This window comes from Ercella succinigenes (assembly GCF_900002895.1).
The window spans coordinates 1-18436 of the sequence record NZ_CDHP01000048.1 but is presented as its reverse complement, the minus strand read 5'-3'; the positions used below and the strand labels follow the sequence as shown (position 1 = coordinate 18436).

Sequence of the window (18436 nt, the reverse complement as noted above, 5' to 3'; positions counted from 1 at the left end):
TCCCATCTTGTCCATCTCACGCTAAATCGGACACCAAGTTAAAAGTGCACAGGGTGGTCGCTACATACCCAAGAAATCAAATAAAGTTCTATAAGTGGCACACCATAAAGAAGAGGGCAATACTACGCTTTTCACTGCCCTCTTCGAAATTATTTATATAGACTCTTTCTGGTTTTCTTTCTTTTTCTTCAGCAAGATGATAACAAACAAAGTAATCAGTATCAACACTGCAACACTACCGACAACCCACAAAAGGGCTGAGCCAATGCTTCCAAGTGTACCACTTGTCTGCGGCACATCTGAGCTCGAAACTTTCGATATCGTTGCACCGCTCTCACCTGGTATCAGCTTAACCTCGATGTTAACCGTTTCCGTACTTCTGGTGTAAAAAATGTTCACACCCTTATCCGTCATATCCGTACTAAATTCCTCCCCTTCTGAGAAGGCCAACTCAAACGCAGCAATTTTGTTACCTGCGGGCGTTTTCACGATCAACTCATGGCTGGTGTAATCCACATCGTAGAATGCATAAAGTCCATTTGCATCCGTTACTGTAATAATCGGATCGGAATGCAGTTCCACCACGTATCCGGCCATTGGGTTGCTGTTTGAGTCAAGCAACGTACCTGTAATCGTCCTTGTGTTGCCCTCAGTCGACTGAGAAGGCGTAAGTGTCGGTGTCGGTGTTGGTACCGGCGTAGGTGTCGGTATTGGTATTGGTGCCGGCGTAGGTGTCGGTGTTGGCGTTGGTACCGGCGTAGGTGTCGGTATTGGCGTTGGTACCGGCGTAGGTGTCGGTATTGGTGTTGGTGCCGGCGTAGGTGTCGGTATTGGTGTTGGTACCGGCGTAGGTGTCGGTATTGGTGTTGGTACCGGCGTAGGTGTCGGCTTTGGTGTTGGTACCGGTGTAGGTGTCGGCTTCGGTGTAGGTGTCGGCTTCGGTGTTGGTACCGGTGTAGGTGTCGGCTTCGGTGTTGGTACCGGTGTTGGTGTCGGCTTCGGTGTTGGTACCGGTGTTGGTGTCGGCTTCGGTGTTGGTGTCGGTGTCGGTGTTGGCGTTACATAGCTGTATCCAATGCTTACCACAGACACATTGCTGTTGAAGGTGTTGCTTCCATCACCCTTTGCCATCACTTCGAAGATGTATGTCCCCGTACCCAGTGTAGTGATTGCGCTGGTAAAATCATAATAGAGTGTACCGGCTGCTACGTTGATTGCGCTACCCTGCGCGTTGCCGTTCTTATACAGCCTTACGCTGTAACTGCTCGAGTTTGTCACCGCATTCCATTTTGCCTTTCCGAGAACCGTCGAATCCCACGCAAGCCCCGTCGGCGCTGATAGCTTAATTTTGGTTATAAATGAAATCCCGGCCACGGCCGACATGTTACCTGCCACATCCTCGACGATTACATACGCCTTATACTCAGTGGAAGATGATAATCCGGTCACGCTTATTGTATTAGTTGATGCTGTGGCCGCTCCGGTACCTTTGGCAACTGCCATACCCTGCGCTTTGACTGTTGCCGCGCTTGGAGCCGGGTCCGCAGCCGCATAAACAAGGTAATAATACGTTCCCGCTTCGTTGGAAGTGAAATTCAAAGTTACATCGGATAACGTCACCGCACTTGCGCTGGCAGCAGTTAATGTGGGCGCAGTGGTGTCTGCAAATGTATACAGACTGCTCGCGCTTGTTGCGCTTGTGCCGCCAGGTGTGATCACAGTGACATACACAGATCCAGAGCTATGTGCAGGAGATGTCGCTGTAATCTGAGTATCCGAATCAACCGTAAACGAAGCCGCATTTGTGTTACCGAATTTAACTGCCGTTGCATCTGTAAAACCAGTCCCCATTATGGTCACGCTCATACCGCCCGTCAGAGTACCGCTTGCGGGAGATATGCCCGATATCGTCGGCACAGCAGCTGGTGTCACGCTGCTGGACGCAGCAGATGCGGCACCCGTGCCCGCACTGTTTGTCGCCGTTACCGTGAACGTATATGACTGTCCATTGGTGAGTCCCGACACTGTGATTGGGCTTCCAGAGCTTACACCTGTGAAGCCCCCTGGGTTTGATGTGACTGTATAACCCGTGATCATTGTGCCACCGGTAAAAGATGGAGGTGTAAAGTTGATGGTAGCCTGACCGTCACCCGCCATCGCTGTGACACCTGTCGGTGCGCCGGGAACAACAGGGTTAACAGCAAACGCTCTTGTTACCCTCGCGGCAGGAAGATATGAGGCGTTTCCCGCTTGATCGGCGTGAATAATTGCTGTTCCCGCTTTATGGAATGTTAGGTTGCCACCAGAAGTGATTGTCGCTACGTCAGTATCCCCGCTGGAAAAAGATACCGTGAGCCCTGAATCCGTTGTCGCGGTCAGTGTCGGGTTGGTGCCGAAATTCTGTGCGCCGGGATTTACAAACGTAATTGTCTGAATCGCCGCGGGTGTCACGCTGTTGGACGCAGTAGATGCCGCACCCGTGCCCGCGCTGTTCGTCGCCGTTACCGTGAAAGTATATGCCTGCCCATTGGTCAGCCCCGTCACTATAATCGGACTTCCCGCACCTGATACCTGAGCGACATCCGAGGGATTGCATGTCACGGTGTATCCGGTGATCATCACACCGCCGTTAAAAGCTGGAGGAGAAAAGCTGATCATTGCCTGTGTGTCGCCTGCTGTCGCTACGACATTTGTCGGCGCACCGGGAACAACAGGGTTAACAGTAAAGGAATGTGATATCGTCGGTGCAGGGAGGTACTCGTCATTCCCTGCTTGTTCGGCGTTTATAGTCACTGTTCCAGCTGTGATAAACGTCAGAGCACCATTACTGGTTATGGTGCCAGTGCCAGTAGTTGAGCTGGTAAACGTGACAGGCAGCCCTGAGCTTGCGGTAGCTGATAGCGTTGGGCTGGTGCCAAAACTCTGCGCGCCGGGATTTGCAAACGTGATTGTCTGCGTCTTTTTCACTAAAACACCGATTAAGGTGCTGCCGGTAAATGTCAACGTCGCACTGTTGCCTGCCGTATCTTTTATCGTTCCGCCATTTATTGCGATATTAGATAAGAGTTCCACGCCATTTGTATCCAAGTCACCCATTACGACTGTATACCGGAAGGTGAGCGCAGCGGTTCCACTGCCGGATAAGTATACAGCATGAACAGTGGATGAACCGATCATCAGTGTCAGATACGGTGTTCCTCCGCCTGTATTGACCGTAACAACTTCACTGAAATTAACCGTAAAGTCCAAATTCTGCCCTGATGTGTACGTTCCATCTGTTGGGGTGCCAACCGATGTAACAGTAGGAGCAACCGCATCAACAAGCACACTCGCCGTACTTCCAACGCTGTTCAGCGGTAAGATGACGTTATTGCCCGCAGCATCCTTTATCGTACCGCCGTTCAAGGATATTATTCCTCCCACGGAGATACCATCACTGTCCAACATGCCCGACTCGACCGTATATCTGAAGACAATAGCTGATGTGCCAGAGCCACTCATATAGTTTGCATAAACCGTTGTTGAACCAACAGTCAGAGCAATGCGCGGTGTTCCTCCGCCTGTATTGACCGTAACAACTTCACTGAAATTAACTGTGAAGTCCAAATTGTTTCCAGCTTTGTAAGTTCCGTTTGCGGGAACACTAACCGATGTTACAATAGGAGCAACCGCATCAACAAGCACATTTGTCGTGTTGCCAACGTTGTTCAGTGTTAAGCTAGCGTCAATGTTATTCGCACTCTTTATCGTGCCGCCATTCAAGGATATTGTTCCTCCCACGGAAATACCATTGCTGTCTAACATGCCCGACCCAACCGTATAGCGGAAGACAAGGGCTGCTGTGCCAGAGCCGCTAACATAGGTTGCGTTAACCGATGTCGCACCAATTGTTAGGGGAATGATCGGCGTTCCTCCGACTGTATTGACCGTAACAGCTTCGCCAAAAGTGACCGTGAAATCAAGGTTCTGTCCCGTTCCATAAACTCCGTTAGGAGGAACGTTTACAGAACTAACCGTGGGCGTGGTATACGTAGTCACCTCAAGCTTTGCCGATATATCAGACGCTTTGTGCGTTGACGTTTCCTTCACCCTCTGATATAAATCATAGGCTGTGTTGGCTGCTAAGCCGCTGAACATATTACTGTCCGTCCATGTACCAGTTAATACATCCGCGCCGCTAGTCACGCATATATATTCGTATCCCGCCACAGAGTTCAGCGTCACGGAGGTGTCCGTTTTGCTTGACAGTGCTGGTGTGATACCCGTGGCCGTAGCACAGTCTGCCTTCTGCACAGCTGATGTCGTGTAATCACTGACCGGAGTACCAGGACTTATTCCTGCCGCCGCCACCGGTGTGACCTCGAAGCCGATATATTTACCAATATCTTCTGCGGTTAAATTATATGTTGTTCCCGATGCGCCGCTGATTGCTGTCGCACCAGTTCCGCTAGAATTATCTGCGCGATACCATTGGAATGTGGTTTCACCTTCTAAGTCACCATCTGCGTCACTGTAGGTGTAGCTACCTGCTAGCTGTTGGCCGTAGGTGGGGGTGCCGGATATCGATACATCGGAAGCAGCCGGTGCGTCGTTACTAGATTGAACATTGATTACATAGTCTTCAATTTCGCCATGCTCTATAGCACAAGTGTAGTCTCCCGATGGTGGATTGTCACTATCAGCATCCAACATAACACGCATATATGCCATACCGCTGGTCGCACCTTCCGGCACTGTGAATGTTGCCGTTTGTGTACTGCTCGTATCAGTACCAGAATACCCAGACCAGCTTGCTATTCGTTCAATAGGCTCTTCACCTGCGATGTTATTATGATTCCAATCAATATAAACAGCTAAATAGTGAAAGGACAAATCAATTCCATAAACCGATAGAGAAATGTCATATGTTTGTCCAACTATAAGGTCAGTCAGGGCTATTTGTGGATTTCTACCATAATCGGTAAGCCATGCACCTCCACTTTTTGATTCATCACTACTATTATTAAGCAAATCCGTACCGGACTTAGAAATCTTCACATTGGTAATGTAATCCTGATATAAATGGGAATTAGCTTTTTGTTCATCTGTTCCCTCCCAAACTACCGTTAAGGGAGCTGGCGGTGTATATGCCGCCACTGTCGAGCCTGCAAATACCAGTAGTGTTGTTGTCGCCAAGAGCAAAGCTAAAATGACCGGTAAACATCTCTTTCGAATGCAGTTCTTCATTTGTTATTCCTCCCTAATTAACCCCGTCCTATTTATTCTCTGTATTTCATATCGTTGTCTTTTTCACCCTCAGCAGTTTCGCAAATTAGCGAAACTTGATAGGTTTCTATTAATTTGCTATGTCGCCTGTGTAAGATATCTTACTTTAGTGACACAAAAAGCCGCATACGTAAAATATTTGCCACTTATTGCTGTTATCCATCACAATAATAGCAAAAATATGAATATATTAAAACAATAAAATCTATTTAAGCTCCCCTATAGTCATAATAACCACTTTCCCTGTTCAATTTGATCCATACTTTCATTAATCTTATGGATATCTGCTGTGTTATTTGATTTTAGTTGTCTTATGCAACGATGAATAGTAGATGCTGAAACAAGCGCCATTTATTCGACTTTATAAATTACATATAATTGGTATCGTAAAATTTTGAAGTGATACCCTAAAGCTGTACTTTAGAATAATATGAGCATATTCAGGAGGTTTCCGATGAAAGATCGGAAGAAAAAGAGTAGGCTTTGGAGTGGCGGATTAAAATTAAAGTTAGTTAAAGGCATCATTGAAAACGAGTTGTCCTATAGTCAAGCTACCATGAAGTACAATTCATATTTAACCAGCGGCAGCCTAAATGACATGTTACCCGCCAGATGGTTCTATCAGTATGGAGCTTGAATACACAAAAAAACTTATCACCTTAATTCAGTCAAGGGATTAAACCAAGAAAAATATCAAGTAGTCAAAGCGTTAAGAAAAAAGTATTCACAAAAGGATCCACTTGAAGTTTCCAGACTGTCAAAATCTGGGTATTACTATTATAAGCATCGTCCCGAGATTGATAAATACAAAGTGATTAAAGCCATAATCATTGATGTTTTTGATACCAGTAACAAGACGTATGTTTATCACAGAGCAAATTAGGCTCTTAAGAACTTCTATGATGTTGCACTGCCTTTAAAACGGTTTGCAAACTGATGAAATGTTAAACGGCAGAACAAAATTTGCACATGAAACGAAATAAAATCTGCAAAAAAGCAAAAAAACAACAAAATAGTCATGACAACATAACAGCAGGTTCAATAATACTTTTCCCCATTCATTTTTCTTAAACCAACCATTTCAGATAATAATAACTTGAAAACTACTATTAATCAGGCTATGCTGCGAAAATTTTATGATTAAATCGCTTAAGCAGGACACTCTATATAATTTAATTCACGTCTGTAAACGCTTTATTTGCAGGCTTATACAGACTTTTTATTATAATTCTTGTCTGGTACTTAGTACCAGACAAGGATATCAGAATAATCCTTTGAAATGTTTTTATATCAGCACATTTGACGATTTAAATCGATAACGTTGTCTGGCACCAAGTGCCAGACAATCTTATAGTCAAATACGGCTGCAAAGACCTATTGCCAGGCATTCTAAAGCTTTTTATTATAATTCTTGTCTGGTACCCCTATATGTCATAATAGTTGTCGTAGCAAAAATGCAGAAAGGAACCCTTAATAAGTTTTAAGAATGTTAGGTCAATAAATTACTGTTAATTATTGGTACCAACTATTACATACGCTCTTAGCAATTATAAAGACCTCCTATCTTCTTGGGTCTTTAAACATGACGATCTTAATGGGAGCTTTGATAACATTTTCAAGAAATGCTTAATTTCTAATTTTAGATAAAATCTATATAACACACCTATAAATTTATTGTAACGATACGTGCCCACAACTTCAATGAGGCCTGAATAGATCCTATACATAATTAGTCTTGACCTATCCTCATCACTGAGATTAAAAGGTTTGCCAGTTACTTCACTATAACCAGATATAAAATCTGGTTCTTTCTCTAGATTGGTAAGGGCAAAGGAAGGAAAGGTAGCTAACGGATCACCAAAAAAGAATCTTTCAAAATCAATAATGCCTGAAATGTTTAATTTATTTTTACTTCTTTCCAAATATATATTTCCAGTCCACATGTCAAAATTCACTAATTTAGGCTTTTTAACCTCATCGAGTAACTCCCTTCTTGTTTTTACGGCCTCTCTAATCTCGTTATAAGGAAGGCTATATCCACGCTGGTTTGCTTCTTCAAGCAAATCATGCATCATAGCTGTAAAAGCATCACTCCATAAGCCATAACGGTGAAAAGCATTATCTTTTATATATCCAAACCAACCCCCTTCAACGTCATGCAGTACTGCATTAATTTTACCTAACTGATTCATAAGCCTTGGAACTGATTTTCTTATAAGTTTAAAATCAAACAAATGTTTAGACCAAGACTTTCCTCTAACTCGTTCCAAAAACAGATAATCATATGGAATATCCTTTCTGGAAAAATCATAAGCATACATTTTAGGAATAGGAATATCTATGCCTTGCAATAACTGATATACATTGACTTCTGTATATAGTCCACCCTTTTCTAGATTTGGCATATCGGTATCTGCTGCTGGTGCTGTTTTTAAAATGACACCATTGATTAAGGAATTAGTCCCTTCAATTAAGTATACAGTATTAAGCGTACCCTCTTTAAATCTTTGGATGTTTGTTATTTTTGCACCTTTAAAATGCTTTTGCACTACAGCCATAATTTGTTCTTTTGTTAGCCAATTTTTTGTTGTAGTATCCATATTTCAACCCTTTCTTTCGATATGTCATACAATCAAACCTTCATTTTTCCCATAGTTAAAACTAATTATTGGTGCAATACCAACAGAATATCCAACGTATACCGAAGATAGTAGACTTTGAGCATACAAAATGATTGTAATTGCTGATACGCCATCTACCCCTGCTAATCTAATCATAATATTGTTCATCATAACTACTATGATACTAGACGAAAGCATCGTAACCATTTCCGAAGCACCGTTAGAAATTGATTTATTGACAGTACTCCATACAAATTTAGGTTTAACAAAATACAGAGTTCCTTTTCTAGCAACTGAGAAATAGATTGATCCTACGATAAAGGAAAAGAAATACCCTATACCCGTTGCTAATGCAGCTCCTTGAAGCCCCATATTAAGTTTAGCTATTAATATATAATCAAATACGATATTCATTACACCACCAATCACAGAAAGCGACATCCCTAATAGTGGTTTTCCTTCAGTTATAAAAAAAATCTGAAATAATATTCCCAGGATGGCAAAAGGTACAATGAAAAATATTGTGTCTGCATATGTTTCAACCAAAGTGTATATTGTTTCGTCAGCACCTAACATTTTTAAAATCTGTTCTTTGAATAAAATGCTAACGAGTAAGAGTATCCCACCCATTATTAGACTTACTAACGTTATTAACGAAAAACTTCGTCTTGCTTCGATTATATTGTTTTCACCTATTTTTTTTGATACAAACGCACAGCCCCCGTTGCTAACATGGTTCCTAAGGCAATTGAAACCGAATTAATTTACCGTGCTAAGGACGCCATCATATGCAGTTTTCGTTGAAAATTGACTCCGATACAAGTCAGCATAGAATCCATTTTCACTTAATAACTCTGTATGAGTTCCCTGTTCAATAATGTCACCCTTATCCATGACGAGGATGTGATCGGCATCTCGAATAGTGGAGAGCCTATGCGCAATGATAAAACTGGTTTTATTTTTCATGAGAGTAGCCATTGCTTTTTGAATCTCCACCTCAGTGCGCGTGTCCACACTGGAAGTAGCCTCATCTAAAATAAGAATATCCGGATTCGCAAGGATGACTCTCGCGATAGTCAATAATTGTTTTTGACCCACAGAAATATTGGAAACCTCATCATCTAATTTTGTTTGATAGCCAAGGGGTAGTGTACGTATAAAATGGTCGACTCTTGCAGCTTCGGCTGCCTGTTCAATTTCTTTTTCACCGGCATTTTTCTTTCCATACGCTATGTTTTCTGCGATTGTTCCGGAAAATAACCACGTATCCTGTAGCACCATACCGATTCTAGAGCGCAGTTCATTTCGGCTTATATCCGTAATGTCTACGCCATCAATAGTGATTTTTCCGTTATGCAATTCATAAAACCGCATCAATAAATTTACAAGCGTTGTTTTGCCTGCTCCGGTAGGACCTACAATTGCAATTTTACTTCCAGCCTTGACATCGATATTAATTTTATCCATTAAAATTGAATCTTCTTGATAACCAAATCGCACATTATCAAAGCGTATATCTCCTTTTACCTCAGATAAGTAGTTTTCTATATGTTTGTCAGGCACTTCTTCTAACTCATCCTGTATTTGATAGACACGTTCAGCTGCTGCAATCGCTCCTTGCAATGAGTTTGAAACATAAGCTAAAGTCGATACTGATTCTGATACTTTATTTATATATTGCAGGAAAGCCTGTATATAACCGATCGAAATTCCGCCCCTAAGAACCAATACAGCTCCGCCGATCGCGATCACAACATAGCCTAAATGGTTCATAAATTGGATAATCGGGTTTATTACATAGGTAATAAATTGTGCTTTTCTTTCCATTCTGCATAAATTTTCATTTTGTTTTTCTGTTTCTTGAATGGTATCACTTTGCATATTGTATGCCTTAATAACCATATTCCCTGTGAATGCTTCCTCAATATGGGCATTCATTGCTCCTAATGCTCGTTGATTTTCCGCATGATAAAATTGAGTTTTCTTAGAAAACAATGCGGTAATCACCAAACTTAAAAACACAGTTGCGAGAACAATCAGGGCTAAAAATGGGCTAATCATAAACATTACAACAAGCGCCCCGATCATCCCTACAAGTGAAGAAAGCAGTTGTGACACACCATCTTGTAATGTATTTGCTACTTTCTCCAAATCACTGGTTACACGGCTTAGTATATCGCCTTTTTTATGTGTATCATAATAGCGAAGCGGCAACTTGTTTAACTTCACACTGATTCGTTGTCTCATGATTAAGGTAGTATTTTGTGCGACACTCGCTAAGACATAATGCTGCATATAACCGAATAATGCACGAACTAAAAATATGGCAATAAGTGAAAATATAATATTACCCATTGAGTTTATGTTGATTGTAAATACTGATGCTGTTGATAAGGAGGTTCGAATACCATCTGCTATCAAGTTGATAGCTTGTGCAAGCAATAAAGGATAGAATATCCCCAACAGTGCACTAACCACCACGCCTATAAGGGTTAGGGCTAGTTTCCATTTTTGTTCCATTAAATCTTTGTATAAACGGGATGTGGTTTTCTTAACATCCTTTACGTTATCTTCCGCAACGCTCATTGCTGAATGCTTTTTGCTCATGCCAATTCCTCCTTGCCTAACTGGGATTCAACGATTTGTTGATAAGGTTCACATTCGGCAAGCAAGGTTTGATGTGTACCAATTCCTACGATTGTTCCCTGATCTAACACAATAATTTGATCTGCGCTCATTATTGTATTGACTCTTTGCGCCACGATTATTACTGCGGCGTCTCTTGTTTCAGTACTCAATAAGGCTCTAAGTTTTGCGTCGGTCTTAAAGTCTAGGGCTGAAAAGCTATCATCAAATACATATAGATCAGGCTTTTTAATCACAGCCCTTGCAATGGACAACCTCTGCTTTTGTCCACCGGAAAAATTATTGCCCGCCTGTGACACAGGTGTCTCTAATCGATCCTTTAATCCGTCAATAAAATCACTTATTTGTGCTATATGACATGCATGATTCATTTCATCAGCCGTTGCATCCTTCTTTCCATACCTAAGATTGTCTGAAATAGTACCGCTAAATAGAAAAGCCTTTTGCGGAACATATCCTATTTTTTTTCTAAGCAAATCTTCGGATAAATAATTTACATCTATTCCTTTATAGAGAACATTACCTTTATTCGATTTATAAAAACCCATAATAAGATTAACAATTGTTGTTTTACCAGAGCCGGTACTGCCAATAATTGCTGTTGTTTGCCCCTTTTTAACCTTAAAGCTAATATCTTGTAATACAGGTTCTTCAGCGTCTTCATAGCCAAATGTTACATGATTAAATTCAATGATCGTGTCGCTATTGCATTGCTCATTTAACAGGAATTCTTTTGAGACATCCTCATCTGTATTTAGAACAGCAGTAATCCGATCGCTGCTTATTTTAGCTTTTGGAAGTCCTATAATTCCCATGATTCCCATAATCAAAGACGTAAGTATTATGGAAGCATACCCTATGATTGCTATGATATCTCCTAACTGCATGGATCCTGCTGTTATTCGTATATCACCCAGCCATACTATTAGCAATGTACTAAGATTCATTACAAGTGTAATAAGAGGCATCAAAGTAGCAAATAGCTTATTAATTTTTATCGCGGTATTGCTATAATTGGAAAAAGTTTCGTCCATATGTGCCTTTTCATGATCAATTCTGTTAAATGCCCGTATCACTCTAACACCGGAGATTTTTTCACGTACCTTGCTGTTCATATCATCAAAGAGTATTTGCTGTTTTGCAAGGAGTGGAATCGCCTTTTTACTAATCAGTATTGCCAGTAGAATAACAATTCCCATAGCTCCTATAATGGATAAAGCCAATATCACATCTACAGAAAATGCTAATATTAAACCGGCAATGGCCATGAATGGTGCAGGCAACAACATTTGAATGGATGATAAAAACGCTTGCTGTATCTGGGTGATATCACTTGTGTTTCGAGTAATCATTGAGGCCGTACCAAATTGATTAAATTCATCTATTGACAAATGCTGCACTTTACGAAATAAAGCATTACGGATATCTCTACCCAATGATGCCGCTATAGATGAAGAAAGGTATGTGCTTAAAATCGAAACGCTGGCAACAAGTGCTGCAACCAAAATCATCAATGCACCGATTTTCCAAATATGATTCAAATCCCCTTGAATAATTCCGTTATCGACAATGTCGGCAGTCAGTGTTGGAATATAAAGCATCCCGAAAACTTGTACAAACAAGAAGACTAACATAAAAAAAACATGATTTATGTATGGAGTTAAAAAAGAAAATATTTTTAAAAGAGTAGACTTATTTTTCCCCATCTTCTTTGTACCTTTCTAAAGCTGAAAATAGTTCATTAGTGAATAACTCGAGATCTGCCAAAAAAGTGGGAGCATTACTCAATGTGCTTTCCAACGCTTTGTTTTCTATTTGATAGATAGGTTGCAGCACCTCTTTTGCATATTCATGCCCTTTTTCTGTTAAGCAGATTTGCAAATCACGTTTGCATCCTTGCACCGCTTCTAGTCTAATATATCCATCTTCTTCACATTCTTTGATAAGTGTGTTAATTGTTGTCTTTGGAAACATCCAATCATCACTTATCTGTTTTTGTGTATGAAACTCACCATCATCTAATACATAAAGAAGCCAAAATAAATTTTCCTTTACTCCAGCCAATTTAGCTATTTTCCAATAAACCCCATCAAGAGTAGCAGTAATCCTACCAATTCTTATGGCATCATTTTTATTAGTCATAAAATCTTTCCTCCTTAACTGTAATCCTAATTCGTACTTTTAATTATAGTACGAATTAGGATTATTATCAATTACTTTTTATGCATTATTTCTAAAGGATGTCTGAGCTAAGGATTGAAATAGACTCGGCCACCAAAAATACAACGATGTCTTTTGCTTAATTCAAAATTCAAGAAAACCCACAACTCTTTTATGAGTCATGGGCTATTTCAATCCTTCTTTCATATTTCTATTTCAATACCTGATTAAAAGCCTATCTAAAACCAGAAAATTTCAATCACGTATTTCCTTTGTTTAAAATTGCTCCATCAATAAAAAGTCCCTTATATTCATATGCTTGATACCATTTCTACCTCTATCGATTTCATCCATTGAAACAACATATTTGGGGTAGTTATCTGGTATCGATTCGAGAACTGAAAACTCTCTTTCCACTGTTTCATCTGAAGCGAGCAAATACGAAACCTGAATGTATATTCTTGAATTTCCGATTAATGCAACAAAATCTACTTCGTTGCTACCATTTTTCCCTATACGCACATCATAACCCCTACCAAGCAATTCCATATATACAATATTCTCTAGGGTTTGATTGATATCGCGCATATTATTTCCAAATACCGCTTCGCGAATGCCATGATCCGCTATATATATTTTTTCATGAAACTGCAGTAACTTTTTCCCCATCAAATCTTCTCTTTGTACCAAATGTAAAAAACAGGCCGCTTTGCAGTAGTCTATATAATTATAAATGGTTTCTGTTGAAACGCTTCGTAGTTCATTTTTTAGATATCTTGATATGTTAGAAGCTGAAAATGTATTGCCTATATTGGCTATAAAGAACTGAATCATTCTCTTCAACAGTTCAATGTCCCTTACCTTATTCCGAGTAGCAATATCTTTCAATATGATTGAATCATAAATATCACTCAAATACTGCATAGCACTACGATCATTCATTGGAAACTGGTAGAGAAATGGCATTCCTCCTCTAATGAGATAAAGTTGAAATACCTTTGATTTGTTTTCTTGAGGAAAAAAGTTAAGTATTTCTTTATATGAGAAAGGATAAATTTTCACTTCTACATATCTGCCTGCCAAGTAAGTTGCAAGCTCACCCGATAATAATTTAGCATTAGAACCAGTTATATAAATGTCTGCATCAAAATCAATCATGATTGCGTTAATCATCGTTTCCCAACCATCAAGTTCTTGTATCTCGTCAAAAAAAAGATAAACCTTTTGATTTATTTCAGTGGCTTTTGTTTTTACATATTCATAGATTCCTTCAATTGTAATATCAAATGGATTTTTCTTACTTTCAAGATTGATTGAGATGAAAAATTCTTGATTAATGTCTTGTTGAATCAATTCTTTTTGAATAAGCTCTAACATGACAGATTTTCCTGAACGACGTATGCCCGTTAAGACTTTGATAATAGGCTGATTCATGAATGGACGAATTTTTGACATATATTGTTCTCTAAAAATCATTTTCGACACACCCTTTCTCATAGTCTTTAAATCCAATCTAACTTATTTATGTCGAAAAGTCAATTGGTTTTTACCTAAAGAATTCGATATAGCGAAATCTGTTTCCCGAAAACGAAACTATTGCAAAAGTATTGCACTCGAAAAAGCAAAAAGCCTGAAACCTTACAGCTTCAGACCTTTTCAGTGGTGGAGGCGAGGGGAGTCGAACCCCTGTCCGAAACCCTATCCGCCAGAGCATCTCCGGGTGCAGTCAGTAATTAGAGTATTCCCCTTCTGATTAGCCTACTGACAGGCTGCACAGTCCGGTAGCTTCATAAATACAAATTGAATGCAAAGCTTAGTTCAATTCGTTGTCCCGCTTAACCTGCCCGCAGGTGAGGTCTGCTATCTGACGCCAGTTATCCATTCAGCAGATCGAATGGCCTGACGGTAGCATACTTACGCAGCTACGAGTGCTGTTTTATTAGCAATTATTGTTTTTCCTCGTTTTTTTGAGAGGCCAACGAGGATCCTCTACCCGCTTCCCCGGCCTCAACGACCCCGTCGAAACCAGTACGCCCCCATATGTGAGCTGATCGGCAATAAGTTCATATTTTGTGAATAATAATTATCGCCTGACATACTATTATATCATGAAGCAATATTTCTGTGAAGACAATCGAATTTCTTTATTATTATCTTTATTATCTTTTAGCTGCAATTACTTCTTTAGTACTTTAGTTACTTTTTCGCTCGCTGCAATTACTTCTTTAGTTACTTTTTCGCGCCTAATTTTCATCTGTTTCTCCGAAGAGTTCTTTTCTTCGCATTTCTACTACTATTCCTCTGATAGAAAAGCCAGATAGGCTTCTTACATCAGATTTATCATATATAGGTACTATTATTGGCGAATAATTCTTGTTGACTGCTTCAAAAGTCCAGTTATGATCATTTTTTGTCAGTTTGCGAATGACTGCTTTATTTTCTGGAGTAATTAACAGGCAAAACATACCATCTTTATAATCATTTATATTTTTGTACTGTGTACTTATAATTAATAAATCTTGCGGCTGATATTTGGGAATCATGCTTTCATCATATACTCTGTACTGTATAATATTCTCCTGTTCTTTGACAGCATCATATTTTACAACTTCTTCTTTACCCAATAAAAAACTTCGACTTACCCCTAAAATTTCGCATAAACAATGGATCATGCCGGCGCCAGGCTCATGCACACCATTTTCGTACTTTGATATACTTCCTTTGTTGATGGTCATACCATATTTTTCGTTCAGCAGATCAGCACATTTTTGCAGGGTTAATCCTGCTGCTTTCCTTGCTTGTCTTAGTCTTATACCGAATTCATTACCTTCAGTATAGTGATATCTTAACATCATTCACCTCAAACTCGGTCATTCTTTGGCTCGTTGACTGAAAAATACGTTCTTGTTCTTCAAATTACAATTTTTCTTCACTTCTTTTTTTGTTATAGCTTATTCTTCTTATCAGTTCAGGCCATTTTACTTTATAGACAAGGAGATACATTATCAGATTTAATGGCAATGCGAAGAAAACATCATCAATTGAATGCTGTTTTAAACATACTGTTGACATAATAATAAGAACCATCAGAACAAAAGAAGTTGTTTTAAGCCAATTGATTTTTCTTAAACGCTCTGACATAAGTATTGCTATATGAATTCCAATTGAATTATATGTGTGTATACTTGGGGCTACATTAGTCGGTGTATCTGATGCATAAAGCCTGGCAATCATACGAATCCAAATAGTTTCCGGCATAGTACTTAAATCCGGTCTTAATTTCTGACCATTTGGGAAAATCATATAAATGGTAAGGCAGATAGACATGCCTATAAAAAGGTATGAGCAGAGTTTATAATAATCATTTTTTGATGTGAACAGGAAAAAAACAACCAATCCGGCAACATAGAAAACCCAGATTGCATAGGGAATAATAAATATAGGTACAAACGGAATGAAATCATCAATTGGTGAGTGCATCCAATATCTGGGTTTTATTTTTTCCTCCAAAAGTAAAAACCATACCATGTACACAAAGAAATAGCTTAAGATCCAGGCATGCTTATACTTCTTAAAAAATTCTCCTGTTTTTGATAAAGACAATTCCAAAAACAATTCCTCCTAGACTTTATGACTCTTGATCCAAAATAAAACTCTACCATGTCTTTCAATTTCAAAAGGACACACTCTTGTGTATCCTTTTGATAAAACTACTTAAATCTATTATATCATCAATTTAAATTAAGTTAAATCTACTGGAAATCATATTAATATAAATCCTAATTTTTCTTTTATATACTGCAGAGCATATTTATGACCCTGTGCATCAAAAGAGGCAACAGCTTGTTTATCGCAGGTAAATTCAATCTTTTTACCAATATTTGCCGCATGGTTGTATAAACCTATTGCATTTTGTAAAACGCAGATATCCGTTGTAACACCAGCAAGTTCTATCGAATCATATTGTCTTACAATCCAGTCTATATCGGTCTGATCAAGCATATATGAAGACTTGGTAATAGTTTCCAGCGCCATATCTGCCAGTCCACCATATAATTGCCAACCTGTACTGTTCTCTTCACAATGAAGATTAAAGTTTCCACCTTCAGGATGTGCTTGCCAATCTTCTGCCGAGTGTGTATCCAAGGTACACAGAACATCTTGCCCTGCTTCTTGATAAGCTTTTACTTTAGCAATCAATTTCTGTTCAATATCCTGAGCAGCTTTACCTGCAGTCAGGTTTCCTTCTTCGGATACAAAATCTACTTGATAATCTATAACTAATAACAATTTATTCATTTTAAACGCCTCCAGACAATAGAATTTTATCATTGCGGCATTTAAAAAGACAGATAATTATAACAATTTTTCAAATTATTTACCGTGCCGCCATTTTCTTAAAACAGAAAGAGCTGATTTGTCTTTTTGAAGAGCACTTTGCGGATCTGATGTTTGCTGAGGTGGTTTTAATTCCTCAAAGCTTTGAATTTTTATCGCGACAAGTGCTGTATTATCGTTGCAGCCTGACTCGGTAGCTGTATCTAACAGTCTTTGAGCCTTGCCGGCAAAAGCATCCGGCTGATTCATGATCTCTTCTATTTTAGAATCCTGAACAAATTTGGTTAGACCATCTGTTGTCAGCATCAAAATATCATCTTTTTTCAAAGAAAGTTTATTCAGATTGTCGGGAATAAGTCGTCCTTCCTGCCTTCTATAGCCGTAAAACAATTCTAATCTCCCACCCTCAGATGCAGGAAGTTGATGATCATGAGTTATCCGATACAGTTTATCATCACGGAACAAATATATTCTGCTGTTGCCTATGCTAAAAGTGTATGCTTCATCATTTTTTATCATTAGCCATGATAATGTTGTTCCTACAGGTAATCCCTGGAAGGCGGACAATCGACTTCGGACTGCATGATCTGCATTCTCACTAACCATATCCGCAAGATCGGCAAAATCTATTTCATCATAATCTGGTGACAAGGAATATTTCTCAATATCATATCTTAAAGATTGTAACACCGTGTTAGATGCAATATCCCCTATACCTTTACCGCCCATTCCGTCAGCAACGGCAAAGAGCTGTACCGGCAAATCTCCTCGGCCTTTACGTTCTATCTGATCAGGCTTAACAGCAATAGTCTCAGTCTGTGTTGCGGAATTTGAGTCAGCTTGCAAAGTTTGTTCCTGCTTCAAAACATTCTCCTGATGCTTTACTGCTTCAACATCATTACTTTGCAAAATTTCATCAAAAACAAGACAGGCATCTTCCTGATTCTTCCTGCCCACTCCCATATTAATAATTGCATTGGTCAATGTTTTAGTTATCATAGGATGCATTTTAACATAAAAACAAAAAAAGTTGCGATATATACATAGTCAAAGTTAATATAATATTATATCTTTACTGTTTTTTTAAGTCAAGTCCAAAAAGTTGGTGTAAATTGTCTTCCGGTATCTGCATGAATCAGGTGACAACATGCAGGTATGCTGCTCGTTCTGCTAACGCTTCTTTTCTTGCTGTTTCTCTCTCATCAAAGTAGCGATCCATTATGAAATACTTTTTGCCGGTCAACCATTTTTCATGGTGCTCCATCAGAACTGCTCCCATCAGTCGGATAAGACTGTCATCATTGGGGAATATCCGTATAACGCGTTCCCTACGACGTAGCTCTTCGTTGAGTCGTTCTATGCTGTTACTGGTTCTCAGTCGTTTGCGATAGGCTTCCGGCAAAGCA

General features: G+C 39.5%; 12 protein-coding genes, 1 other RNA gene and 1 pseudogene. 1 reads left to right on the top strand and 13 read right to left on the bottom strand.

Features of this window, described 5'->3' with window-relative positions; translation table 11 throughout:
* Nucleotides 1–153: 153 nt before the first annotated feature.
* Nucleotides 154–5226 (bottom strand): beta strand repeat-containing protein, encoded by a 5073-nt coding sequence (locus tag AC0KSB_RS11110; RefSeq protein ID WP_472309250.1) that lies wholly within the window; start codon nucleotides 5224–5226, stop codon nucleotides 154–156.
* A gap of 493 nt (nucleotides 5227–5719) precedes the next feature.
* Between AC0KSB_RS11110 and AC0KSB_RS11105 the strand changes: the two genes are divergently transcribed.
* A complete protein-coding gene (locus AC0KSB_RS11105) occupies nucleotides 5720–5902 on the top strand; it encodes a hypothetical protein (RefSeq protein WP_472309248.1) in 183 nt (60 codons plus the stop codon).
* 910 nt (nucleotides 5903–6812) lie between these two features.
* Here AC0KSB_RS11105 and AC0KSB_RS11100 read toward each other — a convergent pair.
* From AC0KSB_RS11100 to AC0KSB_RS11045, 12 genes and pseudogenes are all read right to left on the bottom strand, one after another.
* Nucleotides 6813–7865, bottom strand: coding sequence for a phosphotransferase family protein (locus tag AC0KSB_RS11100; RefSeq protein WP_472309246.1), 1053 nt, complete (start codon nucleotides 7863–7865; stop codon nucleotides 6813–6815).
* Nucleotides 7866–7889: 24 nt separating this feature from the next.
* A pseudogene (locus tag AC0KSB_RS11095) lies at nucleotides 7890–8603 on the bottom strand (MATE family efflux transporter); the annotation flags it as partial.
* A gap of 42 nt (nucleotides 8604–8645) precedes the next feature.
* Entirely contained in the window at nucleotides 8646–10493 is a 1848-nt protein-coding gene (locus AC0KSB_RS11090) for an ABC transporter ATP-binding protein (protein ID WP_472309244.1), read from the bottom strand.
* A complete protein-coding gene (locus AC0KSB_RS11085; RefSeq protein WP_472309344.1) occupies nucleotides 10490–12166 on the bottom strand; it encodes an ABC transporter ATP-binding protein in 1677 nt (558 codons plus the stop codon). Before AC0KSB_RS11085 ends, AC0KSB_RS11090 begins: the two co-directional genes overlap by 4 nt.
* A gap of 58 nt (nucleotides 12167–12224) precedes the next feature.
* Nucleotides 12225–12674: a MarR family winged helix-turn-helix transcriptional regulator gene (locus AC0KSB_RS11080; RefSeq protein WP_472309242.1), complete on the bottom strand. Its 450-nt coding sequence runs from the start codon at nucleotides 12672–12674 to the stop codon at nucleotides 12225–12227.
* Nucleotides 12675–12968: 294 nt separating this feature from the next.
* Nucleotides 12969–14168 (bottom strand): ATP-binding protein, encoded by a 1200-nt coding sequence (locus AC0KSB_RS11075; protein WP_472309240.1) that lies wholly within the window; start codon nucleotides 14166–14168, stop codon nucleotides 12969–12971.
* A gap of 184 nt (nucleotides 14169–14352) precedes the next feature.
* Nucleotides 14353–14730, bottom strand: a transfer-messenger RNA (tmRNA) gene (ssrA, locus tag AC0KSB_RS11070).
* A gap of 205 nt (nucleotides 14731–14935) precedes the next feature.
* On the bottom strand, nucleotides 14936–15544 hold the full coding sequence (locus tag AC0KSB_RS11065; RefSeq protein WP_472309238.1) for a S24 family peptidase: 609 nt from the start codon (nucleotides 15542–15544) through the stop codon (nucleotides 14936–14938).
* Nucleotides 15545–15608: 64 nt separating this feature from the next.
* Nucleotides 15609–16301 carry a phosphatase PAP2 family protein gene (locus AC0KSB_RS11060; RefSeq protein ID WP_472309236.1) on the bottom strand — a complete coding sequence of 231 codons (693 nt, stop codon included), beginning with the start codon at nucleotides 16299–16301 and terminating at the stop codon, nucleotides 15609–15611.
* Between the two features lie 153 nt (nucleotides 16302–16454).
* The gene (locus AC0KSB_RS11055) at nucleotides 16455–16991 is read right to left on the bottom strand and encodes a cysteine hydrolase family protein (protein ID WP_472309234.1); all 537 of its coding nucleotides are present in this window, start codon (nucleotides 16989–16991) and stop codon (nucleotides 16455–16457) included.
* Nucleotides 16992–17066: 75 nt separating this feature from the next.
* Nucleotides 17067–18029: a PP2C family protein-serine/threonine phosphatase gene (locus AC0KSB_RS11050; protein WP_472309232.1), complete on the bottom strand. Its 963-nt coding sequence runs from the start codon at nucleotides 18027–18029 to the stop codon at nucleotides 17067–17069.
* Nucleotides 18030–18165: 136 nt separating this feature from the next.
* The coding region (locus AC0KSB_RS11045; protein ID WP_472307022.1) for a transposase at nucleotides 18166–18436 on the bottom strand (271 nt) is incomplete at its 5' end.